General features: G+C 61.6%; 18 protein-coding genes and 1 pseudogene. 12 read left to right on the top strand and 7 right to left on the bottom strand.

The features are described 5' to 3' along the window. Nucleotides 1-55 precede the first annotated feature (55 nt). From BUB04_RS11590 to BUB04_RS11580, 3 genes are all read right to left on the bottom strand, one after another. Entirely contained in the window at nucleotides 56-1,081 is a 1,026-nt protein-coding gene (locus tag BUB04_RS11590; protein ID WP_245795178.1) for a polyprenyl synthetase family protein, read from the bottom strand. A gap of 525 nt (nucleotides 1,082-1,606) precedes the next feature. Then, nucleotides 1,607-2,971, bottom strand: a complete 1,365-nt coding sequence (rimO, locus tag BUB04_RS11585; protein ID WP_073039661.1) for a 30S ribosomal protein S12 methylthiotransferase RimO — start codon at nucleotides 2,969-2,971, stop codon at nucleotides 1,607-1,609. A 72-nt stretch (nucleotides 2,972-3,043) separates the two neighbouring features. Next, nucleotides 3,044-4,027: a hypothetical protein gene (locus BUB04_RS11580; protein WP_073039659.1), complete on the bottom strand. Its 984-nt coding sequence runs from the start codon at nucleotides 4,025-4,027 to the stop codon at nucleotides 3,044-3,046. A 334-nt stretch (nucleotides 4,028-4,361) separates the two neighbouring features. Between BUB04_RS11580 and BUB04_RS11575 the strand changes: the two genes are divergently transcribed. From BUB04_RS11575 to BUB04_RS11525, 11 genes are all read left to right on the top strand, one after another. After that, the gene (locus tag BUB04_RS11575; protein WP_073039657.1) at nucleotides 4,362-5,426 is read left to right on the top strand and encodes a lytic transglycosylase domain-containing protein; all 1,065 of its coding nucleotides are present in this window, start codon (nucleotides 4,362-4,364) and stop codon (nucleotides 5,424-5,426) included. A gap of 230 nt (nucleotides 5,427-5,656) precedes the next feature. After that, the gene (locus BUB04_RS11570) at nucleotides 5,657-5,839 is read left to right on the top strand and encodes a hypothetical protein (protein WP_073039655.1); all 183 of its coding nucleotides are present in this window, start codon (nucleotides 5,657-5,659) and stop codon (nucleotides 5,837-5,839) included. 189 nt (nucleotides 5,840-6,028) lie between these two features. Next, entirely contained in the window at nucleotides 6,029-7,264 is a 1,236-nt protein-coding gene (gene sat / locus BUB04_RS11565) for a sulfate adenylyltransferase (protein WP_073039653.1), read from the top strand. A 163-nt stretch (nucleotides 7,265-7,427) separates the two neighbouring features. Continuing rightward, the gene (gene aprB, locus BUB04_RS11560) at nucleotides 7,428-7,874 is read left to right on the top strand and encodes an adenylyl-sulfate reductase subunit beta (RefSeq protein ID WP_073039651.1); all 447 of its coding nucleotides are present in this window, start codon (nucleotides 7,428-7,430) and stop codon (nucleotides 7,872-7,874) included. 19 nt (nucleotides 7,875-7,893) lie between these two features. Continuing rightward, nucleotides 7,894-9,807 carry an adenylyl-sulfate reductase subunit alpha gene (gene aprA, locus BUB04_RS11555; protein WP_073039649.1) on the top strand — a complete coding sequence of 638 codons (1,914 nt, stop codon included), beginning with the start codon at nucleotides 7,894-7,896 and terminating at the stop codon, nucleotides 9,805-9,807. 684 nt (nucleotides 9,808-10,491) lie between these two features. Further along, nucleotides 10,492-11,757, top strand: coding sequence for a CoB--CoM heterodisulfide reductase iron-sulfur subunit A family protein (locus BUB04_RS11550; RefSeq protein ID WP_073039648.1), 1,266 nt, complete (start codon nucleotides 10,492-10,494; stop codon nucleotides 11,755-11,757). Nucleotides 11,758-11,762: 5 nt separating this feature from the next. Beyond that, on the top strand, nucleotides 11,763-13,982 hold the full coding sequence (locus tag BUB04_RS20100; protein ID WP_073039647.1) for an FAD-dependent oxidoreductase: 2,220 nt from the start codon (nucleotides 11,763-11,765) through the stop codon (nucleotides 13,980-13,982). Between the two features lie 39 nt (nucleotides 13,983-14,021). Then, on the top strand, nucleotides 14,022-15,182 hold the full coding sequence (locus BUB04_RS11540; protein ID WP_073039645.1) for a (Fe-S)-binding protein: 1,161 nt from the start codon (nucleotides 14,022-14,024) through the stop codon (nucleotides 15,180-15,182). Nucleotides 15,183-15,390: 208 nt separating this feature from the next. Continuing rightward, nucleotides 15,391-15,657 (top strand): hypothetical protein, encoded by a 267-nt coding sequence (locus BUB04_RS11535; RefSeq protein ID WP_073039643.1) that lies wholly within the window; start codon nucleotides 15,391-15,393, stop codon nucleotides 15,655-15,657. Between the two features lie 158 nt (nucleotides 15,658-15,815). Further along, nucleotides 15,816-16,532, top strand: coding sequence for a YkgJ family cysteine cluster protein (locus BUB04_RS11530; protein WP_073039641.1), 717 nt, complete (start codon nucleotides 15,816-15,818; stop codon nucleotides 16,530-16,532). 20 nt (nucleotides 16,533-16,552) lie between these two features. Next, nucleotides 16,553-17,347 (top strand): YkgJ family cysteine cluster protein, encoded by a 795-nt coding sequence (locus BUB04_RS11525; protein WP_073039639.1) that lies wholly within the window; start codon nucleotides 16,553-16,555, stop codon nucleotides 17,345-17,347. A gap of 161 nt (nucleotides 17,348-17,508) precedes the next feature. On the opposite strand, the gene BUB04_RS11520 is transcribed toward BUB04_RS11525, so the two are convergent. The 3 genes from BUB04_RS11520 to BUB04_RS11510 form a co-directional block, all read right to left on the bottom strand. Continuing rightward, on the bottom strand, nucleotides 17,509-17,772 hold the full coding sequence (locus tag BUB04_RS11520) for an ogr/Delta-like zinc finger family protein (protein WP_281246590.1): 264 nt from the start codon (nucleotides 17,770-17,772) through the stop codon (nucleotides 17,509-17,511). Between the two features lie 105 nt (nucleotides 17,773-17,877). After that, on the bottom strand, nucleotides 17,878-18,279 hold the full coding sequence (locus tag BUB04_RS11515; RefSeq protein ID WP_073039635.1) for a DUF5663 domain-containing protein: 402 nt from the start codon (nucleotides 18,277-18,279) through the stop codon (nucleotides 17,878-17,880). 147 nt (nucleotides 18,280-18,426) lie between these two features. Then, entirely contained in the window at nucleotides 18,427-18,861 is a 435-nt protein-coding gene (locus tag BUB04_RS11510) for a hypothetical protein (protein WP_143156456.1), read from the bottom strand. 414 nt (nucleotides 18,862-19,275) lie between these two features. On the opposite strand from BUB04_RS11510, the gene BUB04_RS11505 reads away from it, so the two are divergent. Beyond that, on the top strand, nucleotides 19,276-23,460 hold the full coding sequence (locus tag BUB04_RS11505; protein WP_073039631.1) for a DEAD/DEAH box helicase: 4,185 nt from the start codon (nucleotides 19,276-19,278) through the stop codon (nucleotides 23,458-23,460). A gap of 159 nt (nucleotides 23,461-23,619) precedes the next feature. Here the strand turns inward: BUB04_RS11505 and BUB04_RS19610 are convergent. After that, nucleotides 23,620-23,901: pseudogene (locus BUB04_RS19610) on the bottom strand (IS110 family transposase); the annotation flags it as partial.

The following is a 23,901-nucleotide window of genomic DNA, read 5'->3' as shown; positions in this document are numbered from 1 at the left end:
CCTTTATCACGACGTGAAAGAGGAGACAAGGACGGGAACGGCCGCCGAAGGTCCCTCAGGAGCGGCGGCACAGAACATAGTCGGTGATGTCCAGGAGCGTGGATTTGGCAGGACCGTCGGCGAAAATCTCCAGGCTTTCCCGGGCTCGTTCCAGATGCCCGGCGGCCCGCTGGAAGGTGTAGTCCACGCCCCCCAAATCCAGCACCAGTCTCTGAACCGCTTCGATCTGCTCTTTTCGGATGGCCGTCTCGGACAGAAAGATCCTGCGGATGAGGTCGCGCTGGCCTTCGTCGGCCTTGGTCAGGGCGTGGATGAGCGGCAGGGTGGCCTTGCCTTCCTGCAAATCGTTTCCCACCGGCTTTCCCAGCTCACCCACAGTGCCCACATAGTCCAGCGCATCGTCCGTCAGCTGAAAGGCGATGCCCAGATTGTGCCCGAAGTCCCGCAGAGCCGTTTCCTCCTCGGGTCCGGCCCCGGCGTAGATGGCGCCGATCCGGCACGCGGCGGTCATGAGGTCCGCTGTCTTTCGGGTGATCACCTCCATGTAGGCGGCCTCGTCCGTTTCCAGGTCGTCCGAGTGGATGAGCTGCAAGACCTCGCCCTCCGCAATGCGGGTGGTGGTGGCCGAGAAAACTTCCAGTATGCGCAGATCCCCGTAACGGACGGTCGTTCGGATGGCCTGGGAATAGAGAAAGTCTCCGATGAGCACCACCGCCGGGTTTCCCCAGAGGGTGTTGGCGGCGGGCTGTTGGCGGCGAATCTCGGCATTGTCCACCACATCGTCATGGAGGAGCGTGGCGGCATGGAGCAACTCGAAAGCGACCGCCAGATCCACCTCTTCGGTTCCCTGGTAGCCGCAGAGCCGCGCGGACAGGATCATGAGAAGCGGCCGCAGACGCTTTCCCCCGCTGTTGACGATGTAGCGCCCCACCACCTCCACCAGCGGCACGGAGGAACTGAGATGGCGCTGAAGAGCCGTTTCGATTCTTTCCAGGTCCGAACGAATGTTTCCGTAGATGCGGGCCTTGAGGGCCTCGGCGCTGAGGGCATCGGCAGGGGCGGGGGATGGGTTTCCGATCACGTTCGCTTTCCCGACAAGAAGACGGAGCCTCCAAACCTCTAGGGGCCCGAACCGGTATCACCTCCCGGTTCCAGCCGCTTTCGCTTTCCAGCAGACGCTCCGGTTCATATCGAAAAAAGGCAGACGTGTCAAAGAGTTTGGCCGGACGGGACTCAACCTGGAGCCACTGGCAGAAGGTCAATGCGTTTTTGAGCAGCCGTCTTTAATGGATCTGACATCTTTCGCAGCTGTGGGGCTTCAGCCCCGCGGAAAGGGCCATAGCAACTGCTTGAAGTGACAGGAAATGCGCGATGGCCCATGCAACGTTCGGGGGTTCCTCCGCAGCCCTAAAGGGCTGCGCTACGAGAAAAGAGATCATCCGCGACTTTCTCGGACAGCCTCCTGGGAGCTTGTCTGACAACGGCAAATTTACCTGGTTCAACGCCCATCCGTCATCCCCGCGAAGGCGGGGATCCAGGATTCTTGGGAACCTATGGACTCCTGCTTGCGCGGGAGTGACGCTTTACGGAGTTCTCGGACAAGCTCTTAGGGGACCAAACGGGCCTCCAGGTCGTAGTCGTGGGAACGCACGATCTCGGCGGAAACGATTTGCCCCACCGTCGCCTCCCCTTCCGTGATGATCACCTGCCCGTCCACCTCGGGCGCCTGGGTGGGCAGACGCCCCACCGCCAGAAGGTTCGTCTCCGGGTGCGGCCCTTCCACCAGGACGGGCAACCGGCGTCCCACCAGGGCCGCCAGCTTCCTTCGCGACACCTCCTGCTGGATCGCCATCAGGGCCTCTTTTCTTGCCTCTTTTATGGGATCGGGCACCTGGTCCGGGTGGGAAGCCGCCCCGCACCCCTTTTCCGGGGAAAAGGCGAAGACTCCCACATGGTCGAATTCCGTGTCCCGAACAAAACGGCAAAGGGCCCGGAAGTCGTTTTCCGTTTCCCCCGGAAAGCCCACCATGAGGGAGGTGCGAAGCGCTGCTTGGGGGAGATGCTTCCGGATGCGTTCCACGATTTCTTCGGGACGCCGGCCCAGGTCCACGCGATGCATGGCCTGCAGGATCCGCGGCACCGAGTGCTGAAAAGGAATGTCCAGGTAGGGGACCACCTTGTGGCCGGCCGCCATGGCCTTCAACAGATCCTCGTGGATGCGGTGGGGGTAGGCGTAGAGGAGGCGCACCCAGCGCAATCCGTCCACCGCTTCCAAGGCCTCCAAAAGCCGAATCAGAGCCCCGACCTCGCCCCGGTCGCTGCCGAACGCGGTGGTATCCTGGGCAATCAGATTGATCTCCACCACTCCTTCGTCCGCCAGCTCGCGGGCCTCCCGCGCCACATCCTCCACAGTCCGACTGCGGTAAGGCCCTCGCAATTTGGGAATGATGCAAAAGGAGCAGCGATTGCTGCATCCTTCGGCGATCTTCATATAGGCCGTGTGGGGTGCGGTGGAGCGAAGCCGGGGCATTCGGGCATCCAGAAGATAGGTGGGGCGCTCCAAGAACACCTTGGGCGAGGATCCTTCCAGGAACCGCCGGAAGATTTCGGCAAACCGATGATATTGGGATGTTCCCAGAAAAAGGTCCACTTCGGGCAACAGGTCCGGGAGCTTCCTCCCATAGCGTTGCACCATGCAGCCCACGGCCACCAGATGCCGGCACCCTCCCTCTTCCTTCAACCGGGCCAGATCCAGGATGTGCTCCACGGCCTCCTGGACTGCACTTTCCAGGAAGCCGCAGGTATTGACCACGATGAGCTCGGCCTCCTCGGCCGCCTCCGTCAGGGGATAGCCCAGGGATTGGATCTGTGCCGCCAGAATTTCACTGTCCACCAGGTTCTTGGCGCACCCCAGGCTGATCAGCACCGCCGGACCGGGTGCTTCCGTCCCCTTGAAAGCCCTTTTCGTCATGCCGGTCTTCCTCCGCTCGTTCGAATTCCCCCGCAAGGGAGCGCCGAACCATAAAGGATCCCTCGATCCCGGTCAAGGCGTCCAGCTCCTGACGGTGAAACGGTCAATCCCCACAAAAACGAGGAAATCCCAAACGAGGCTCAGCAGGAACGCACTCAGGAGAAGGAGTCTGCGAGCCGAGGGCGGAAACCGGTCCTGGAGGCGCAACCACCCAAGGCGTACGGATTCCACCATGGCGAAGCACTCCAGGGCAAACGGCGGAAAGCCGAGAAAGCCCAGGACGGGCATCTCGAAAAGTTTCACCTGCCCCACCCAAGGAACCGTATAGACCCACTTGGAACCCGCCCAGTAATTCCAAAGTTCCCACAGGAGGCCGCAGATCAGGCCGGCGGCCAGGATGAGGAATGTCTTCCCGTAGTCGCCATTCTCCCATTCTTGCAGGAGGGATCGTCCGCCAAGGTGTGCGTTCAGAGGATCCAACAGTAGAAAGAATCCGATCCATATCAGTGGAAAGGCAAAGCGGGGCAGAATCAAAGAGGCCAAAACACACAAAAGGCCCAGCGCCTGAAGTTCCCTGGCCCGACGCAACGTCCACCCTTTGGGAACGAACTTCCAACGGGGGATCCAACGCTGGCCTCCCCAATGCTCCAGCATGCGGGCGGTCACGAAAAGTCCCGGCAGCACTGTGGCGTAGGCAATCCAGTAGCCCCACCAGCGCGTGAGCCGCGACGCGGGAAGTCCCACATAATGCCAGTTTTCCAAGCGAAAATTGGCCGCCTCGAACAAAACCCAAAGGGAGACGGAAAGCGGGAGAAGAGCCAGGAACTCGCCGGGCCTTTCAAAGAGCCGGGAGCGGCCGCCGGTGCATCGAAGCAGGGCTTCCGAAGCCAGGATGTAGGGCCACCAGGCGAGACAGTAGTACCAGGTCTTTATAAAGGGATCTTCCCGAGCGAGTCCCCAGGTGGCCCAGGAGAACACAGCCACACAAAAAGCCGTCCACCCCCAAAGCAGGCCGTCCCTTTTTCCCCGAACAGGGTCGATTCCTTTCCTTTTCATGCCTCCTCCCTATGGCGCATCCTTTCTTCGGCTCGGAGCGACCGATTCCGTCCTATCCCGTATGCTAAAGGGATGAGGCGGAAAGATGAAGAATTCTAAGCCGGCCGTCCTGCCGGGAATCCCACCTGCGGCCCCAGTTCCTTTGTATTGAAAGCCGATGACAACCATCGCGGTAAAACCGCCCTTCTTCTAAAAATGATTGAAAACAATCCAAGACGGCTCGAAACGGCATTTGTCAGTCCCGGCAGTCGGCTGCTAATAGAGCGCGGAGAAAATGGGCAAGCCGCCCTCGGGGCGGTTTTCCCAAGAAATTAAGCAAGATCAAGGAGAAACCATGGCGCTCCATCTGCGGTACCACCGCAAGGGTACAGCGGAAAAGGCTGCCGCCACACCGAAAATGGGCGTCGCGATCCTGGTGGTGACTTTGCTTCTCGGGTCGGGAGCGAATTTTGCGTGGGCGGGTACTCAGGAAGGCCCCATCCTTCTGATGCCCTCCCCATTCATCGGCTCTCCGTACAAAGAGAGTGCCCCGCTCCGGATGGCGGCAGTCCCCCTTCACAAGAATCTTCCCTCCGCCAAGGCCGTCCCCGTTCCCGAGGAAACCCTGCTGGGCCGGCGCGGCTTTCAGGTGCCCGACCACCCCCTGGTGGAACGGTATGTGGGTTATTTTACCGGAAAATGGAAAAAAGGATTCCAGGAATCCCTGGATCGAGCTTGGCCTTACCTGCCCTTGATGGCGGAGATCCTGGATGTAATGGGCGTACCCACCGAGCTGGTTTACGTGGTTCTCGTGGAAAGTCACTTCAAGGGCAAGGCCCGCTCCTCGGCGGGTGCCGCCGGCTTCTGGCAGCTCATGCCGGCCACCGCCCGGTCCCTGGGACTGCGCGTGGACGCGTATGTGGACGAGCGGCTGGATCCTCTCCGGTCCACGCAGGCCGCCGCCGTCTATTTGCGAAAACTGTACGACAGGTTCGGCTCCTGGGAGCTGGCCCTGGCAGCCTACAATGCAGGAGCCGGAACAGTACGCCGCGCCATTCGCCGCCACGGGACCTATGACTTTTGGGAGCTTCGGGAAAGGCGGGCCCTGCCCAAGCAGACCCGTTTCTATGTGCCCAAAATCATGGCCGCTGTTCACATCTGCCGGGACTTGGACCGCTACGGCTTCGATCGGCCCCGCTTCCTGCCCGTGTGGGCCTTCACCACCGTATGGGTGCAACAACCGCTCAGCCTCGGCCAGGTGGCCAAATGGAGCGGCATCCCGTCGAAAGACCTCCGACGTCTCAATCCCGCCCTGAGAAAAGCCAAAATCCCTTCCGATGGCTACCGACTCCGTCTGCCGCCGGCCGTCGTGGAAAAGTTCCTGTCGGCCTACGAGACCTATCTGGCGGGCCGAGGCTAGCAGGGGTGCCAGTCCCCTTGAAGAAGGAGGCCCCGCCCCGCGGCTTTGTCGCCCTCCTGGACAGAAAGCTCTTTTGGGATTCGCCGGCGTCCTGTCGAAACACGGCGTGTGATCGACATCTTTTTCACGAAAGGGGCTGACTTTCTTGCCCCTTTGGTGTATGAATCCACAAAATGCTTCAGCTCCGCTTGGGAGCGAGAACCGATTTCCCCACACACCGAGGATGAACGATGACTCTGAGGGCACTGGCCGCCGAGCTTTACCAAAGCATTCGGCGCGTGGAGGAGCTTGAGAAAAAGATCGCAGAGCTTTCCCCCGAGGACCCGGCGAGGATCGCCTTGGAAAGGGATCTGGCCGAAGCAAAAAAGGAGCGCGATCGCCTGAAGGGCGCGCTGGAAGGGGCCAAAGCCTAGGGCGCGGAGCCGTCTTTTTCCCATGGGATGCGCGGTACGTAAGTGTCGTGAAGCGCGTGCACTTGCGTACATTTTCACTTGACAAGGGGTGGCCCTTCCCTATAATCACCTTGCTACAGATTGCACAAGCTGGAGTGCCGCCTCTTGCGGATGGTTCAAATACCCAACAATGAAAGAGGAGAAAAGGTCATGTCCAAACTGGTTCCTCCCCATGGAAAAGAAAGAAAGCTCAAACCGCTCCTGCTGGAAGGCGACGAGCTCAAGGCCGAAATCGAAAAGGCCAAGACCTTGAAAAAGGTTCCCATGACCAGCCGCGAGGCCTCGGACCTGGTGATGCTGGGCATCGGCGCCTTTACGCCCCTGGAAGGCTTCATGGGCTACGACGACTGGAAGGGCGTCTGTGATGAGTACAAGATGGCCGACGGCACCTTCTGGCCCATTCCCATCACCCTTTCCGCCGATAAGGCCCTGGCCGACAGCATCGGTCCCAACGAAGAAGTGGCCCTTTGGGACGAGGAAAACGATCAGATCCTCGGCACCATGAAGGTCACGGAAAAGTACACCATCGACAAGGAACACGAGTGCAAGTCGGTCTTCTGGACCACGGACGCCGAAGGCCATCCCGGGGTGGCCAAGGTCATGGCCCAGAAGGAGATCAACCTGGCCGGTCCGGTGAAGGTCATCAGCGAATCCTTCTATCCCGAAGTCTTCGCCGGCACCTACCAGAAGCCGGCGGAAGCCCGCGCCATTTTCGACGCCAAGGGTTGGTCCCGGGTGGCGGCCTTCCAGACCCGCAACCCCATGCACCGCAGCCACGAATATCTCTGCAAGATTGCCGTGGAGGTGATGGACGGCGTCTACATCCACCAGCTGCTGGGCAAACTGAAACCCGGCGACATTCCGGCGGATGTGCGCAAGAAGGCCATCGGCGCCCTGGTGGACAACTACTTCGTGAAGGACACCGTGGTGGTGGGCGGTTATCCTGCGGAAATGCGCTATGCCGGTCCCCGCGAAGCGCTTCTCCATGCCGTTTTCCGTCAAAACTACGGCTGCAGCCACCTCATCGTGGGCCGCGACCACGCCGGTGTGGGCGACTACTACGGCCCGTTCGACGCCCAGAAGATCTTCGACGAGATCCCTGAAGACGCCCTGGTCACCAAGCCGCTCAAGATCGACTGGACCTTCTGGTGCTTCAAGTGCGACGGCATGGCCTCCATGCGCACCTGCCCGCACGGCAAAGAAGACCGGCTCATCCTTTCCGGAACCATGGTCCGAAAGACCTTGAGCGAAGGCGGCGAGCTGGATCCGCACTTCTCCCGTCCCGAGGTGGTCAAGATCCTCCAGGAATACTACGCCGGGCTGGAAGAGAAGGTGGAGATCAAGCTGCACGGTGCCGCCACCGGCGACGCCGCCGCCAAGAAATAGGGTTTGCCGAGGGTTTGTGGGAGGGGCCAAGGGGCCGCTCCCACAAGAAGAAATGGCAGGGATTGCATCCGAGAAAGGAGGTGCAAGGGCTGTTTCTTGGTGCGGGCCGAAGGAGCCCGCAATCGTCAGAGGGTTGTCGTGTTAACCTTTAGGAGGTGAAGAAATGCCTAGTTACGTCATCCTGGAAAAGTGCGACGGCTGCAAGGGGCAGGATAAGACGGCGTGCATGTACATCTGCCCCAACGACCTGATGGTCCTGGACAAGGAAAAGATGAAGGCCTTCAACCGCGCTCCGGAAATGTGCTGGGAGTGCTACAACTGCGTGAAGATCTGCCCGCAGCAGGCGGTGGATGTCCGCGGCTACGCCGACTTCGTGCCCATGGGCGCTTCGGTGGTGCCTCTGCGCGGTTCCGAGGACATCATGTGGACGGTCAAGTTCCGCAACGGACAGGTCAAGCGCTTCAAGTTCCCCATCCGGACCACCCCGGAAGGCCAGGCGAAGCCGTGGCCCGATGGCTGGGACACCGGCACGGAAGACATCAAGAGCCCGCTTCTCTGCACGGAACCGGCATCCACGCTGGCCGCGGAACTCCCCACCCTTAAGAAGTAACCCCTAAGGAGGTGAACAGATGAAGCCTTCCGATTTCGAAACTGTACGCGTCGATACCGATCTGCTCATCCTGGGCGGCGGCATGTCCGCTTGCGGCGCCGCTTTTGAGGCGTCCTACTGGGCCAAGAAGCACGGCCTGAAGGTCACCGTGGTGGACAAGGCCGCCATGGACCGTTCCGGCGCCGTGGCCATGGGTCTTTCCGCCATCAACCAGTACATCGGTTACGGCAAGGGCCAGAACACGGTTGAAGATTACGTCAAGTACGTCCGCCAGGACCTCATGGGCATCTCCCGTGAAGACTTGGTCTATGACATCGCCCGCCACGTGGACAGCTCCGTGCATCTCTTCGAGAAGTGGGGCCTGCCCATTTGGAAGGACGAAAACGGCGAGTACGTCCATGAAGGCCGTTGGCAGATCATGATCAACGGTGAGTCCTACAAGGTCATCGTGGCCGAAGCCGCCAAGAACGCTCTGGCCACCATGGGCGACCAGGCTCAGATTTTCGAGCGCGTCTTCATCGTCGAGCCGCTCCTGAAGGACGGCAAGTGCGTGGGCGCCGTGGGCTTCAGTGTCCGCGAGAACAAGTTCTACGTCTTCACGGCCAAGGCCGTCATGGCCTGCATGGGCGGCGCCGTGCACGTCTTCCGTCCGCGTTCCGTGGGTGAAGGTCTGGGTCGCGCCTGGTATCCGCCTTGGAACTCCGGCTCCACGGCCTACTTCACCATCCGCGCCGGTGCGGAAATGACCTGCCAGGAAGTGCGCTTCATCCCCGTGCGCTTCAAGGACGGCTACGGCCCGGTGGGCGCCTGGTTCCTCCTGTTCAAGTCCCGCGCCACCAACGCCCTGGGCGGTGAATACATGGTGGAACGCGCCGACGAGCTCAAGAAGTGGGCTCCCTACGGCACCGGCAAGCCCATCCCGGCCAACCTGCGTAACTGGCTGGGTATGGAAGACGTGATGGAAGGCAAGGGCCCCATCTACATGAGGACGGAAGAGGCCATCGCCAACCTGGCCGCCGCCTACAAGGATGACCCCAAGGCCTTCAAGAAGAAGATGAAGGAACTGGAAAGCGAAGCCTGGGAAGACTTCCTCGACATGACCATCAGCCAGGCTCTGCTGTGGGCCGGTATGAACATCCAGCCCGAAGAGAAGCCTTCGGAAATCGCCGCGGCCGAACCGTACTTCATCGGTTCCCACTCCGGCGCCTCCGGTGCCTGGGTCTGCGGTCCCGAAGACCTGATGCCGGCCGAGTACAAGAAGCAGTGGGAAGCCATCGGCGTCTACAACCACATGACCACGGTTCCGGGCCTGTTCACCGCCGGTGACGGCGCGGGCGCCAGCTCCCACAAGTTCTCCTCCGGCTCCCACGCGGAAGGCCGTATCGCCGCCAAGGGCGCCATCGCCTACATCCTGGACCACAACGAAGCGCCCCAGGTGGATGAGGCCCAGATCGCCGCCCTGCGCGACAAGATCCTGGCCCCGCTGGCCCGGTTCGAGGAGTTCAGCCCGATCTCCAGCGATCCGGACATCAACCACAACTACATCAAGCCCAAGATGTTCATGTTCCGCCTCCAGAAGATCATGGACGAGTACGTGGCCGGTGTGTCCGCTCAGTTCACCACCAACAAGCACCTGCTGGAGCGCGGCCTTGAGCTGCTCACCATGCTGAGGGAAGACTCCGAGAAGCTGGCGGCCGAGGATCTGCATGAACTGATGCGGTGCTGGGAAAACGTGCAGCGCATGTGGATCGCCGAAAGCCACCTGCGCCACGTCCTGTTCCGCGAGGAAAGCCGTTGGCCGGGCTACTACTACCGCGCCGACTTCCCCGACATGGACGAGGCCAACTGGAAGGTCTTCGTCAATTCCGTCTGGGATCCGGCGACCGGCGAATGGACCATGAAGAAGGTCCCCGTCGTGCACCTGGATGTCTAAGTCGCTAGACTGACGGCATGAGCCCCCTGGAGCCCCCGGCTTCAGGGGGTTTTTTATTGGCACAGAAGCCGGGGATCTTGTCCTTCCGGCCACTTATGCACTCCCGCTTGTGCCGGGGTACTGGGTGGGGGAGTTCTCAGACAGCTTCCGAGGAGGCTGTCGGAAAACGTCGCGGATGTTCACTTTTCTCGTAGCGCAGCCCTTTAGGGCTGCCCAAGAACCCCCGAACGTGGGATGGGCCAGTGCGTATTTCCTGTTCCTTCCTGACCTTGCGAGGGCCCTTCCCGCGGGGCTAAAGCCACGCGGCTACGAAAAGAGCGGCCATAGTCCGGGCTCTTCTTTCGGAGAGCCATCGTAGGGCAGGCTCCTTGGGTGCAGTGCCGGCGGGCGGGCGTAAAGCCCGCCCCTACTGAAGCAGATGGGCCTGCTGAGTAGGGGCGTGGTTTATCCACGCCCGCAAATCCACCGGCGGCGAAGGAATTTCGGCACTTGACACGCCCCACAAATTGCCGTCCCGCGCCTTGCACCTCTTGGCCAGTTGTGCTATGCGGAGGCGTTTAGGTGAAGAGAAGCACAAACACCCCGCCGGTTTTCCTTAAGAGCGGGGCTCGGTGCGATGTCCAAGGAGGGGGAGACCATAGGCAGAGGGAGAGGCACACATTCCCAGTTGACGGAGGAGAATCCATGTCGGATGTGGTCAACGCAAATCGCAGTCTGTTGGTAGTGGGAGGCGGCATGAGCGGCCTGAGTGCGGCTCTCGAGGCCGCCGAGGCCGGCTATCAGGTCTACATCGTGGAAAAGGAGCCCTACCTGGGCGGCCGGGTGGCGCGCATGAACAAGTACTTTCCCAAGCTGTGCCCGCCCAGTTGCGGTTTGGAGATCAACTTCCGCCGCATCAAGAACAATCCCCTGGTGCGCTTTTTCACCATGGCGGAAGTGACCCGGATCAAGGGCACACCGGGGGACCTGGACGTGACCATCAAGATCCGGCCCCGGTATGTGAACGAAAAGTGCACGGGGTGCGGTCTGTGCGCCGAGGCGGCGGAGACCGAAATCCCCAACCCCTTCGACTACGGCTTGAGCACCGTCAAGGCCGCCTACCTCCCCCATGAATTCGCCTTTCCCATGCGCTACGTGATCGCACCGGAAGTCATCGGCACCGAGGAGGCCCAAAAGATCCAGGCCGCCTGCCCCTACGGGGCCGTGGAGCTGGACATGGCCGAAAAGGCCTTCGACTTGAAGGTGGGCGCCGTGGTCTGGGCCACCGGCTGGAAGCCCTACGACGCCGAAAAGATCGGCTATTACGGCTTCGGAAAGCACCAGAACGTGGTGACCAACGTGATCTTCGAGCGTCTGGCGTCCGTCAACGGTCCCACGGCCGGTGTCATTCAGCGGCCTTCGGACGGACAGCCGGTCAAGAACGTCGCTTTCATCCAGTGCGCCGGTTCCCGGGATGAAAACCACCTGCCCTATTGTTCCGGTGTGTGCTGTCTGGCCTCCCTCAAGCAGGCCACCTACCTCCTGGACCAGGATCCCGACGCGCGGGCCACCATCTTCTACATCGACATCCGCGCGCTGGGTAAATACGAAGATTTCTTCGCCAAGGTGCAGGCCGACGAGCGGGTTCGGCTGGTGAAGGCCAAGGCCGGTGAAATCACCGAAGATCCGCAAACGGGTCAGGTGACCGTTCAGGCCGAAGACCAGACCACGGGCGCCATCTTGAAAGAGGCCTTCGACCTGGTGGTACTGGCCACCGGCATGGTGCCTTCCACGGCCGAGGACAAGGTGCCCGCCGATGTCGCCTACGACGACAACGGCTTCCTCATGAACGGTTCGGCGGGGGCCGTGATTCCGGCGGGATGCGTCAGGCGGCCCGTGGACGTGGCCACCAGTGTCCAGGATGCAACGGCGGCAGCCCTCAAGGCGATTCAGGCGACGGTGAGGAGGTAGGTTCCATGGAAAAGAAGATCGGTGCATATATCTGCACGGGTTGTGGCATAGGCGATGCCCTGGACGTGGCGGCCCTTACGAAGGTGGCCACGGGGGAATACAAGGTTCCGGTGTGCCGGGAGCACGCTTTTCTTTGCAGCGAAGAGGGCCGGGCCCTCATTCGGGCGGACGTGGAAAACGAAGGCGTGAACGCTCTGGTCATCGCCGCCTGCTCACCGCGCGTCATGGTGGACGCCTTCGATTTCGGCGCAGACAAGGCGGTGGAACGGGTGAACCTGCGCGAACAGGTGGTCTGGTCCCATCCGGCCGGTGACGAAGACACCCAGATGATGGCCGAGGACTACCTGCGCATGAGCCTCACCAAGGCCAAGGACATGGAGCCGCCCGTGCCCTTTGAGGGCGAAAACCTGAGCAAGCGCATCCTGGTGGTGGGCGGCGGCCTCACGGGCCTCACGGCCGCCAGGGAAGCGGCGGCAGCCGGCTACGAAGTGGTCCTGGTGGAAAAATCCGACCAACTGGGCGGCTACGCCCGAAACGTGGTGAAGCTCCCGCCCATGGCTCCCCCCTATGAAGAACCTCAGGTCTTCGACCTGGAAGGACTCATCGGGGAAGTCACCGGAAGCGACAAGATCACCGTCTATACCGGATCGCGGATCGAAAAGATCAGCGGCGCCCCCTGCATGTTCGACGTCTCCATCCAGCAGAACGGCTCCCAGGCGGCCGAACGTGTGGGCGCCATCGTGCTGGCCACGGGCGCCGTCCCCTACGACGCTTCCAAGCTGGAACATCTGGGCTTCGGAAAACACCCGGATGTCATCACGGCCGATCAGCTGGAAGCCATGTTCAAGGCGGGCGAGGTGAAACGGCCCTCCAACGGCCAGCCGGTGAACGGCGTGGCGTTCATCTTGTGCGCCGGATCCCGGGATCCCGAGCACCTGCCCTATTGCTCCGCCGCCTGCTGCGTGGAATCCCTGAAGCAGGCCAAGTACTTCAAGGACGCCAACCCGGAAACGCCCGTCTACATCTTTTATAAGGACCTTCGGGCCCATGGGAACTACGAGTTCCTCTACAAGCAGCTCCAGAAGGACGGGGTCTTCTTCGTGCGCGGCACGGTGACCGGAGTGGATGACGACGGTGCCGGCGCCCTGGCCGTCTCGGCGGAAGACGTGCTCACCCGCTCGCCCATCCTTTCGGAGAGCGTGGACCTGGTGGTCCTGGCCACGGGCATGGTGTCCACGGCGTCTTTGGGCAAGCCCTACAAGGCCCAGCAACCCAAGGAAGGGGAGGAGGAGCTGGAGGTTCCGGCCGACACCATCCTCGCCTCCAACCTGCTCAACCTGGAATACCGCCAGGGCCCGGAAATCCCGGCCCTGAAGTACGGATTCCCCGATTCGCACTTCATCTGCTTTCCCTATGAATCGCGCCGAACGGGGATCTATCCCGCCGGAACGGTCCGCGCGCCCATGGACTACAGCCGCGCCATGGACGATGCCGCCGGCGCGGCCCTCAAGGCGATCCAGTGCGTGGAGATGACCGCTCAGGGCAAGGCGGTGCATCCGCGGGCCGGAGACCTCAGCTATCCGGAATTCTTCATGCAACGCTGCACCCAGTGCAAGCGCTGCACGGAGGAGTGTCCCTTCGGGGCCATCAACGAGGATGAAAAAGCCAACCCGCTCCCCAACCCCACCCGGTGCCGTCGCTGCGGCGTGTGCATGGGAGCTTGCCCGGAACGGATCATCTCCTTCAAGAACTACTCGGTGGGCATAATCGGCAACATGATCAAGAACATCGAGGTCCCCGAGGAAGACGAGGAAAAGCCCCGGATCCTGGTGCTGGCGTGCGAAAACGACGCCTATCCCGCCCTGGACATGGTGGGCATCCGCCGGGCCCAGTACAATCCGTGGGTGCGCGTCATTCCCGTGCGCTGCCTGGGGTCCATGAATCTGGTGTGGATCGCCGACGCCCTGTCCAAGGGCATCGACGGCATCCTGCTGCTGGGCTGCAAGCACGGCGACGACTACCAGTGCCACTTCATCAAGGGCAGCGAGCTGGCCAACATCCGCATGAGCAAGATCAAGGAAACCCTGGACCGGCTGGTGCTGGAATCGGATCGCGTGCGTTTCGAGCAGCTTTCCATCACGGACTATGGGAAGCTTCCGGAGATCCTGGACGGCTTCGCGTCCGACCTGGAAGACCTGGGCCCCAACCCGTACAAGGATTTCTAGTCCGCCCGTCACGCCGGCGACAGGAAAAGGAGAGTGAACATGGAACCGAAATACGTATCCGCCGAGATGCGCGACTATATCGTGAGCATGGGTGCCGAGACGGTCAACTGGTGCATGCAGTGCGGCCTGTGCACCAACCTGTGTCCGTGGCGGCTGGTTCCCGGGGAGACCAGCGAGAAGTTCAACATCCGCCACATGCAGCGCCTGGGCCAGATGGGCATGGAAGGCTTCGAGGACGAAACGGTTCTTTTCGCCTGTTCCACCTGCGGCATGTGCCAGACCAACTGCCCTCGGGGCGTGAAGATTATCGACAACGTGCGCGGCATGCGCGCCAGCATCGTGGGGGCGGGCATGGCCCCGGCGAACCTGCGGCCCATTCTGGGAAGCGCCCACGCCAACGGAAATCCCTGGTCCGGCCCCCGGGAAAAGCGCACCGCCTGGCAGGAAGGCCTGGATGTGCCCGCCTTCGGTCCGGACACGGAATACTTTCTCTTCGTGTGCTGCCATTCGTGCTACGACCCCAGGAGCACCAAGGCGGCCCGAAGCATCGTGAAGCTGCTCCAGGCGGCCGGGGTGAGCTTCGGCGTCATCGGCCAGGAGGAAAGCTGCTGCGGTGAAAGCATGCGCAAGCTGGGCGACGAGGAGCTCTTCCAGAAGCTGGCCCAGTCCAACATCGAGCTTTTCAACAACAAGGGCGTCAAAAAGATCATCACCACCTCGCCCCACTGCCTGTGGACCTTCACCAACGAATACCCGGAACTGGGCGGTGAGTGGGAGGTGATCCACTACACCGAGCTTCTGAACCGGCTGGTGGAGGAAGGAAAGCTCAGCCTCAACGCCGCCCAGGGCAAGAAGGTGGCCTTCCACGATCCGTGCTATCTGGGCCGCCACAGCGGGATCTACGACGCCCCCAGGGCCCTTCTGGAAAAGGCCGCCCAGGACGGAACGGTGGAACTGAGCCGCAACCGGGAAGCAAGCCTGTGCTGCGCCGGCGGTGGTGGGCGCATCTGGGCGGAAGTTCCCATGGGCGAGCGATTCGGGGAGCTCCGGGTGACCGACGCTCTGGAGCAGGGTGCCCAGGTGCTGGCCACGGCCTGCCCCTACTGCATGAACATGCTCATCGACGCCTGCAACAGCCTGGACAAGCAGGAAGAGCTGGAAGTGGTGGAACTGAGCGAAATCCTGGCCGCTTCCCTCTAAGAGATTGTTCCAATAACCCCGCTCCCTCTTGGGGGGAGCGGGGGCCCGTTTTTGGTGTAGGGGCGGTTCGCGAACCGCCCCTACGGGAAATGACCGCGATGCCCCCTCCCCCTCCAAACCGGGGACAAGGCTGGCCGATTGACGGTTTACGGACGACGGACGGCGCATCACAGATTGCGGATCACGGATCACGAAAAAGGGGTACTGGATGGCTTTGAGGCCGGAAACACTCAAGGAACAGCAGCAGGACTACTTCGTGGCCCAGTGGGAAAACGACCAGCTCTACATGACGCCCCACTGCTTCTGCGGCAACACCCTGGACGAACAGTATTTTTGCGAACGGTGCCAGCGCCAGTGCACCTGCCAGGTCATTGTCTGCCGCGATGCGCAGACCCTGAACGTGGTGGAAAAGTTCCTTCACGGCAACCCGGACTTCAAGCATTTCCAGGTCCATTTGCTTGAGGACGCACCCTAAAGCGGTCGGGAGAGCCACTTCCCGCACGAAGCCTCTTACCGATTCAAAATGGCAGGGGCGAAAAATTTTACGCCCCTGCCGTTTGCTGGAAGAAGCACCAAGGGACAGGAAGGACCGGGGATAGCGAGTAGCTCTTGGGATTCGAGGAAACGAGGACCATGACACAAGCGGAAGACAAGAAGACCGTGCTGAGGGCGGAGGATCCCTTCAGCTTTGCCTGCCATCACGACCTGCCGTGTTTCACCCAGTGCTGCCGGGACGTGAACATCTATCTCACCCCTTACGACGTTCTGCGCCTTCGAAGGGCGCTGGGTCTGGGGTCGGCCGAATTCCTGGAACGCCACACGCGCCACTTTCTGGCCAAGATCACCCACATCCCCGTGGTTCAGCTGGCCATGGACGAAAAGACCCTGCGCTGCCACTTCGTCGGCGAAGACGGCTGCAGGGTGTACGATCACAGGCCCTGGGCCTGCCGCATGTTTCCGCTGGACCTGGCGGACCGGGACGACGAGTACACTCTACTGGCGGGCAAGGAAAGATGCTTCGGGCTCAAGGAAGGAGCCCGCTGGACCGTGGCCCAGTGGCTCCAAACCCAGGACGTGGAGCCCTATGCGGTCATGGAACGGGCCTTCCAGACGGTCATGCCTTTGAATTTCAAGCCCGGTCAGCCGCTGGAGCCCGGCCTGGGGAAGTTACTCTTTCTCGCCTACGATCTGGACCGGTTCGCGGCCATGCTGGAAGATCCCAAGCTGACCCGTCTCTATGAGATCGATCCCGAACGCCTCCGGAGGGCCCGGGAAGACGACGAAGAGATGCTGCGCCTGGCTTTCGACTACATCCGCTCCCAGCTGGCCGAACTTCTGGAACTGCTCTGAGCGGACAACTGGAAAAACCCATGGAAAACGTCAAGACGACCGCTCCCGAAAAGATTCGCGACCGCCTCACGCCCATCGAAAACGACCGCTTCCGGTTCGCCTGCCATCCGGGTGTGCCCTGCTTCACCGAATGCTGCCGGGCCCTCAATCTGATGCTCACCCCCTACGATATCCTGAGGCTCTCCCGGCACCTGGAGTTGAGCACCACCCAATTCCTGGACCGCTATGCGGATGTGGTGGTCGAAGAGGGAAGTCCGCTCCCGCAGGCGGTCCTCAAGATGCAGGAAAACGAACGGCAGACCTGCCCGTTCGTGTCCGAAAAGGGCTGCCTCGTCTATCCCGACCGCCCGTCTGCGTGCCGTACCTATCCCCTGGCCCGGGCGTCGCGCAAGCACCGGGTCCACGGCACCGTTCTGGAATCCTACTTTCTCCTCAAGGAAGACCACTGCCGGGGTTTCGAGGAAACGCGGGAATGGAGCGTTTCCCAATGGGTGGCGGATCAGGGGCTGGAAGACTACCACGCCATGAACAACCAATGGATGGACGTGGTGACTCACCCCAAAGCAAGGCAGGGGCTGACCGAAAAACAGCTCCAGATGTTCTATCTGGCCTCCTATGACCTGGACCGGTTTCGATCCTTCGTCTTCGAAAGCCGATTCCTCCAGGCCTTTGACGTGGGGGACATGAATCCGGAAGAAGCGCGAACCGACGATCGGGCCCTCCTGGAACTGGCGGTCCGATGGCTGCGCTTCTTCCTGCTGGGGATGGGACCGGTCAAGCCGAAAGGCTCCCCGGCCGGCGCAGGGAAAAGCTGAAGGCGGGGCGCGATCGCCGGAGAAGACGTCCGAAAAAGCCGGCGATGGCAACGAAGGATGAAACGCACCCTTGAAAAGCAGGCCCCTGTAGGGGCGAATGATTATTCGCCCCTACAGGCCGCGGGCCCGAACGGAACGGGGTCCGGTCGAACCTGCCTTTATCAGTCTTCGATGATGCCCGATTTGAGCGCATCCTTGGACCAGACGGGGATGGGGCCGGTGTAGCCGGTGTCCGGATCGTACCGGTACCTGTAGGAAACGCTGGCAGCCACGGTGGCCTGCATCTGATTCCAGCCGCGCGTGAAATAGGGGCAATCGTCATTGAAGCAAACGAAGAAAAACTCCGCCGACCACGTGGAAAAGTCGGGCGTTCTCCACTTCTTCATCCTGCTTCCGCAATGAGGGCAAATCGTCTTTTCGTCCATCATCGAAACTCCTTTGCTCCACCAGGTCCAACAGGCCAGGAATCACCCTTTGAACCTAAGATCGGGGCGGTGCCGCCGCAAGGCGTCACCGCTCCGGTAACCCCCTCACCCTTGGACGTCCTCGGATACGGGATAGTCCTTGGGATCGAACTTGCGGTTCTTCATGAAGATGGCCGTGAACTGCTTCATGGTTTCCTTCATGACCTCTTCGTAGTTGGGAACGTATTTGTCGAAGATCTCCTCGATCTTCTTATAGCTCACCTTGGTCAGATCCTTGCTCAGTTCCAGATATTCGCGGCGCTTGTCTTCCGGCAGCGCCTTGACCATATTTTGCCCGAGCATGTTTTCGAAAAGCTTGTACATGTCGTCCAGGAGCTTCTTGAGCGCCTCGGGTTCGTGTTTCTCCCCCTTTTTTTCCACCAGCGCCTTCATGAAATTGACGATGTAGGGGTTTCGGATCCCCAGGGGGACGGCGGTTTCCGGATCGTTGGTCTTGGGTTTCTGCATGGTCTTCTGCTCCTCCATTGGCTCCGATGGCTTTCAGGTTGCCCCTACTTACCATCGGCGGCATTGCTTCACCAGATCTTTTTCTTTGGGGAGAAAGCGGACGGGTGAACGGGAAGCAAGTGGCCCCGGGGCGCTGCGGCGGGGGATTCAGCCGGCGGCCGCCTTTTTCTTGGCCTCGGCGTCCTTGTAGGCTTGGAGTTCCTCGTAGATCTTCTTGGAGCATTCGGGGCAAACGCTGTGGGTGAAGCTCACGTCGGCGTGCTGCGCCATATAGCTTTCCAACTGGTTCCAGTAGCCCTTGTCGTCCCGGATCTTCTTGCAATAGGCGCAAATGGGAAGGAGACCCCGGAGTTTTCGGAGGTTTTCCAGGGCCTCTTTCAGTTCCTGGATCAGCCGTTCCTTGTCTTTTTCCATCTGCTGGCGCTCTTCCACCTCCGCTTCCAGCTCATTGTTCTTGCGGCGCAGTTCCGCCAAGACGGTGAGCAGTTCCCGGGATCGCGCCCGCAGCCGCACGCGCAACACCACGTAGGCACTGACCGCCCCCATCAGGAACATGCCCGCAAGCAGGACGACTTCCGTCATCCCGACACCGGAAAAGCCCTCAGGCCCCGGCCGGGTTTCGACGGCCCACAAATCCGCCGCCCCTGCCGTGAACAAAAGGGATGAGACCGCTGCCGGCAAGCGGAAAAGGACAGGGCGGATCGCATCTTTCATGGTGGTTGTGCTCCGGGTTCGGCTCCACGCAAGACATCCCGGGAGCCTTCACCCCAAGACCCACGGGATGGGAAAGAGAGGCGGTGCAGATCCCTCACACTCTAGTGAAAGACGGAACGCTTGCCAAGAGGGAAAGGAAAATCCTAACAGATCCCGCATCCTGGCATGCTCGGGCGCCCTTCGGGCAACGGGGAATAGAACGCCCCTTTTTCGGACCTTGATATGGCGCCTCCCAATGTCTATAACACCCAAACTCGGCTCAAAGGAGGAATTCCCATCAACATGTCCGTTTCCCGCCAGGAAGAGGCGCACATCCGAAAGCGGCTCCAAAGGGAATACCGGCTGCTGCACCCTCTGGAAAAGGTTCTCCTGCACCTGCATGCCCTCGTGGACGGGGCGATCTCCCCCATGCGACTCGTCCGCACGTTTCGGGAGGCGCCCTTCCATCAGGCCGTCCAGGCCGACCCCAAGGCGGAGATCCAGGACGCGCTGCTTCGGCTGCAAAAGGCCGGATTTCTGGAACGCCACTTGTCCACACCCATCTTGAGGGTGCCCCCCTTTTTTGTCGAAACGGCAGCCCGATCGGCCTTTCTGGACCCACCGCCAGTGGACGTGGAGCGGCCCCTTTACGGCCAGGCTCTCAAGGAGAAGGCCCAAGCCTTCTGGGGCCCCAATACTGTGGTCCGGCGCCGCAGGGGCGAACCGGACGAAGCAAAGGCCCTCCGCCTCCTTCGGCTGGGGCTCTGCGCAAACGACGCCGCCCTCATCACCGCCGCGAAAAAGGAGTGCCGGGACGAAGGGGCCTTTCGCCGCGCGCTGGCACGGATCTGCAACAACCCCTTCGATCCCCGCTGGTTCGACACCCTCGACCCGGACACGCAGCTCTCGGCCCTGGAAGCCCTGGGCGAGCGGGCCGTGACCTATCTGGAAGACGACCGGGCCGCTCTCGACCATGCGGCCTCCGCCGCCTGGATCAAAGGCTTGGGGTCGGAAAGGTATCCCCGGGCGGCTACCGTTCTGACCCCGCGCCTCATCCTGGCGGGCCGCACGGCGGAGGCTCAAAGACTTTTGCCGGCGCTGAAGCATTCCTTCCTCGGAGACCTCCTGCACTCCTGGATCCATTGGGTCCAGGGCCGCCCGGAAAAGGCTCTCTCTACGCTGGAAGAAGAAGCCCAAGGGAAGTATCTGGCGACTGCGGCCATCATTCCCGGAATTTCCGGCATTTTCTATTTCCTCGCCCTCCTTTCCCGCCCCGGCCTGGCCGGCCTGGAGGACGTGCAGCCTTCCGACCTCTGGCCGCTTCAGATAGGCCTGGGGCCATGGGAGGCCCCCATGCAGGCGCTATCGGCAGCCGTCCACCTGAGCCGCATGGAGGGGAAGGCGGCCGAAAAACTGCTTCTTTTAGCTCGCAGCCTCTCCAACATTCCCTGGGGGACTTTCTTCTGCGCTTTGGCTGAGTTTTGGATCAGGGGATTTCTCACCGCCGGGGAGATCGAGAGGGTGAGCCAAATCTTCATCCAGGCCAAGCAGGCCGGGGTCCATTGGCTCGCCATGGAAAGCGCCGAACTCTTGTGCCGGGCGGAAAGGGTCACTCCGGTTCGGAGCAATTACCTGGCCGAGATCTCCCGGAAATCCGGGTTTCGCAGCCTGTTTGAGTCCATCTCGCTGCATGAGCCCTGGCGCCGGAGCCTGAACGGGCTACGACGGATCGTCCGTGAAGAGCCCGGACCGGCCGCCCCAAAGAGACTGGTCTGGCTCGTCTTTTTCAACGGCACCACCCTGGATGTGGAGCCCCGGATCCAGTCGCGCCGGGTCGACGGCACCTGGAGTCCGGGGCGCCGGGCCGCCCTCAAGAGGCTCCGCGAAGAATTCCTCGCCGCACCGTTGGACCACCACGACGAGCGAATCCTTACCAGTCTTGAGGAAGTCCGCATCGGCTATCGGAGCCCTTCCCTTGCCTTCCGACAGCCGGATTTGACTCTGGCCCTGGCGGGCCATCCCCGGCTTTTCGACGCACGCCGACCGGATCGACGGGTGGAGGTGACGGCGGAAGAGCCTCAGCTTCTGGTGGAACCCGTCCCGGAAGGATTTCGCGTTTCCATGCGGCCGCCGTCCAAGGGCCGAAGGGTGACCGTAATCCAGGAATCCCCCACTCGCTACACGGTAGTGAGCTTTTCCAAGAAGCATCAAGAAATCGCCGCCGCGATCGGCCACGAGGGAACCTGCATCCCCGAAAACGCCGCCGACGAACTCCGGGAACTGCTGGGAGAGCTGTCCCGCCATGTCACTGTGCATTCCCCCTTTTCTCCTGCAGACGAAGGACTTCAACACGTAGAGGCGGACCCCACGCCCCACGTGCACCTGCTTCCCGCCGGCGGAGGGCTGCGTGCGGAAATCCTCGTCAAACCCCTGGGAGAAGACGGCCCGCATCTGGAACCGGGCCGCGGGGGCCAGGTCCTCATGGCCGAACGCCGAGGCGAACGTTGCCAGGCCCGCCGGGACCTGGAGGCGGAAAGGCGGGGGGCGCAACGGGTGGCGGAAGAATGCTTCGCTCCCTGGGCGACGGCCGGGGGCGATCTTTTCCAGTGGACCGTGCCGGATCCCGCCTCGTGTTTGGAAATTCTTCAACGCCTCAAGACGTTCCAGGAACAAGGGCTGGTGGTGGTCGCCTGGCCCCAAGGGGAACGGTTCCGCATCGCCCGGACCGTATCGGCCGACGATCTTCAGATCCTTTTGCACGGCCGTTTCAACTGGTTTGAACTGGAGGGGCGCCTCCGGGTCTCCGAGGATCAGGTGCTGGAACTGCAGGCGGTGCTGGAACACCTGCGGCGGCGAAGGGATCGATTCCTTCCCATCGGAGAATCGGAATACGTGGCGCTGAGCCGGGAGCTGCTCAAACAGCTCCGGGACATGGACGCCTTCGTCCAGGATCGGGGCAAGACCCTGAGGATGCACCCGCTGGGGGTGCTGGCCCTGAAGGAAGCGGGCACCCTGGACGAACACCGGCACCTGGACGAAAAGCTGCGCCACAAGATCCGGGATCTGGAACGGGCGATGCGAAGCACCCCGCAGGTTCCCAGCACCCTGAAGGCGGACCTTCGCGATTATCAGGTGGAAGGCTTCCAGTGGCTGGCCCGCCTTTCCGAGCTGGGTATCGGGGCGTGCCTGGCCGACGACATGGGACTGGGAAAGACCCTCCAGGCGCTGACCGTCCTCGTGCACCGATCGGCCGGAGGCCCTTCCTTGGTGGTGGCCCCCACTTCCGTGTGCATGAATTGGGTGGGCGAGGCCCGGCGCTTCGCGCCCACCCTCCGGGTGCACGTCTTCGGCGGCAATCATCGCAGGGCGCTGGTGGAGGGCTTGGGCGCCGGGGCTCTGCTGGTGTGCAGCTACGGACTCATGCAGCAGGAGATCGAACTACTCAAGGACGTGGAATGGCAGACCGTGGTTCTGGACGAGGCCCAGGCCATCAAGAACGCGGCCACCAAACGGGCCCAGGCGGCCATGAAACTCCGCGGTCGTTTCAGGATGGTGACCACCGGTACGCCTTTGGAAAACCGGCTGGAAGAGCTGCACAGCCTCTTTCAGTTCATCAACCCGGGCCTATTGGGCTCCCGGGCCGGGTTTCGGGAGCGCTTCGTGCTTCCCATCGAAAAAAACAAGGATGGAGACGCCCGACGGCGCCTCCGGAAGCTCATCCGCCCCTTCGTCCTGCGGCGCACCAAGGCGCAGGTACTGGAAGAGCTTCCACCGAGAACGGAGATCACGCTCCAGGTGGAACTTCCTCCCCGGGAGGCCGCCTTTTACGAGGCGCTGCGACGCGATGCGCTGAACCGGCTGGAAGAGGATCGGGAGGAACGACGGCTCAGCCATGTGCGGATCTTCGCCGAGCTCATGCGCCTTCGCCAGGCCTGCTGCCATCCCCGGCTCATCGATTCGCGCTTTTCCGCCCCCAGTGCCAAGATGCGCCTCCTGGACGAGATCCTGGAAGAGCTGCTGACCAGCGGCCACAAGGCCCTGATCTTCAGCCAGTTCGTCCGGTTTCTGAAAATCATCCGCGAACACCTGGATGCCAAGGGAATCGACTACCGGTACCTGGACGGCGCCACGCCGCCCAAGGAGAGGGAACGGGAGGTGAGGGCCTTCCAGGAAGGCCGGGGCGATCTCTTTCTCATCAGCCTCAAGGCGGGCGGGTTCGGCCTCAATCTCACCGCCGCTGACTACGTGATCCACATGGACCCGTGGTGGAACCCGGCCGTGGAGGACCAGGCGTCCAACCGGGTACACCGCATCGGACAGGATCGGCCCGTGACCGTCTATCGCATGATCACCTCGGGAACCATCGAGGAGAAGGTGGTGAAGCTCCACAGGGAGAAGAAGGCCCTGGCCGACATGGTGCTGGCCGGCACCGACACGACGGGGGTCGTCTCGGCCGAGGAACTGCTGGCTCTCCTTCGGGAAGACTGATCGAAGGAGCGGGCAACACGCGCACGAACCATCCGTTTTTTGAAACATGACACTCTACGTTCCCCACAGCGATAGAGAAACCCAATGCTTAATATGAAAGATACGGTCGGGGGGCACCAGCTATCCACCCCCCGGCAACGTTTCCCGTTCCCCTCTGGTCTAAGATGGGTTTTGGGGTTGTGCGATGTATCCGAACTTTACCAGCATCCTAATCCAACGTGGGGCGTTGCGTTTAACATACAAGGCTTCGTAGTCTACGGTGCTGTCTCGATAGGGCTCGTTTCTCGAGATCATGTAGAAAATGGTGCGCAGGATCTTGTGGGCAATGGCGATGATGGCTCGTTTGTAACCTCTTCTGGGCATGAGGCTCTGAAACTTGGCCTTAAAGGCTGAAGGAGTTCGAACCGCAGCGTGGGCGAACTCGCAAAGCACGCGCCGGGC

The sequence above is a fragment of the Desulfacinum infernum DSM 9756 genome, from assembly GCF_900129305.1.
In the GTDB taxonomy this organism is placed as follows: Bacteria; Desulfobacterota; Syntrophobacteria; order Syntrophobacterales; family DSM-9756; genus Desulfacinum; species Desulfacinum infernum.
Note: the sequence above shows the minus strand (reverse complement) of the source record. Positions and strands in the feature narration are given on the sequence as shown.

What these genes read in the sequence shown, in the direction of transcription:
- BUB04_RS11570 (WP_073039655.1), top strand. Translation starts at nt 5,657, where the DNA reads ATGACTCTGAGGGCACTGGCCGCCGAGCTTTACCAAAGCATTCGGCGC.
- aprB (WP_073039651.1), top strand. Translation starts at nt 7,428, where the DNA reads ATGCCTAGTTACGTCATCCTGGAAAAGTGCGACGGCTGCAAGGGGCAG.
- BUB04_RS11510 (WP_143156456.1), bottom strand. Translation starts at nt 18,861, where the DNA reads ATGACGGAAGTCGTCCTGCTTGCGGGCATGTTCCTGATGGGGGCGGTC.
- sat (WP_073039653.1), top strand. Translation starts at nt 6,029, where the DNA reads ATGTCCAAACTGGTTCCTCCCCATGGAAAAGAAAGAAAGCTCAAACCG.
- BUB04_RS11580 (WP_073039659.1), bottom strand. Translation starts at nt 4,027, where the DNA reads ATGAAAAGGAAAGGAATCGACCCTGTTCGGGGAAAAAGGGACGGCCTG.
- BUB04_RS11505 (WP_073039631.1), top strand. Translation starts at nt 19,276, where the DNA reads ATGTCCGTTTCCCGCCAGGAAGAGGCGCACATCCGAAAGCGGCTCCAA.
- BUB04_RS11575 (WP_073039657.1), top strand. Translation starts at nt 4,362, where the DNA reads ATGGCGCTCCATCTGCGGTACCACCGCAAGGGTACAGCGGAAAAGGCT.
- BUB04_RS11515 (WP_073039635.1), bottom strand. Translation starts at nt 18,279, where the DNA reads ATGCAGAAACCCAAGACCAACGATCCGGAAACCGCCGTCCCCCTGGGG.
- BUB04_RS11525 (WP_073039639.1), top strand. Translation starts at nt 16,553, where the DNA reads ATGGAAAACGTCAAGACGACCGCTCCCGAAAAGATTCGCGACCGCCTC.
- BUB04_RS11540 (WP_073039645.1), top strand. Translation starts at nt 14,022, where the DNA reads ATGGAACCGAAATACGTATCCGCCGAGATGCGCGACTATATCGTGAGC.
- BUB04_RS11520 (WP_281246590.1), bottom strand. Translation starts at nt 17,772, where the DNA reads ATGGACGAAAAGACGATTTGCCCTCATTGCGGAAGCAGGATGAAGAAG.
- BUB04_RS20100 (WP_073039647.1), top strand. Translation starts at nt 11,763, where the DNA reads ATGGAAAAGAAGATCGGTGCATATATCTGCACGGGTTGTGGCATAGGC.
- aprA (WP_073039649.1), top strand. Translation starts at nt 7,894, where the DNA reads ATGAAGCCTTCCGATTTCGAAACTGTACGCGTCGATACCGATCTGCTC.
- BUB04_RS11530 (WP_073039641.1), top strand. Translation starts at nt 15,816, where the DNA reads ATGACACAAGCGGAAGACAAGAAGACCGTGCTGAGGGCGGAGGATCCC.
- rimO (WP_073039661.1), bottom strand. Translation starts at nt 2,971, where the DNA reads ATGACGAAAAGGGCTTTCAAGGGGACGGAAGCACCCGGTCCGGCGGTG.
- BUB04_RS11550 (WP_073039648.1), top strand. Translation starts at nt 10,492, where the DNA reads ATGTCGGATGTGGTCAACGCAAATCGCAGTCTGTTGGTAGTGGGAGGC.
- BUB04_RS11535 (WP_073039643.1), top strand. Translation starts at nt 15,391, where the DNA reads ATGGCTTTGAGGCCGGAAACACTCAAGGAACAGCAGCAGGACTACTTC.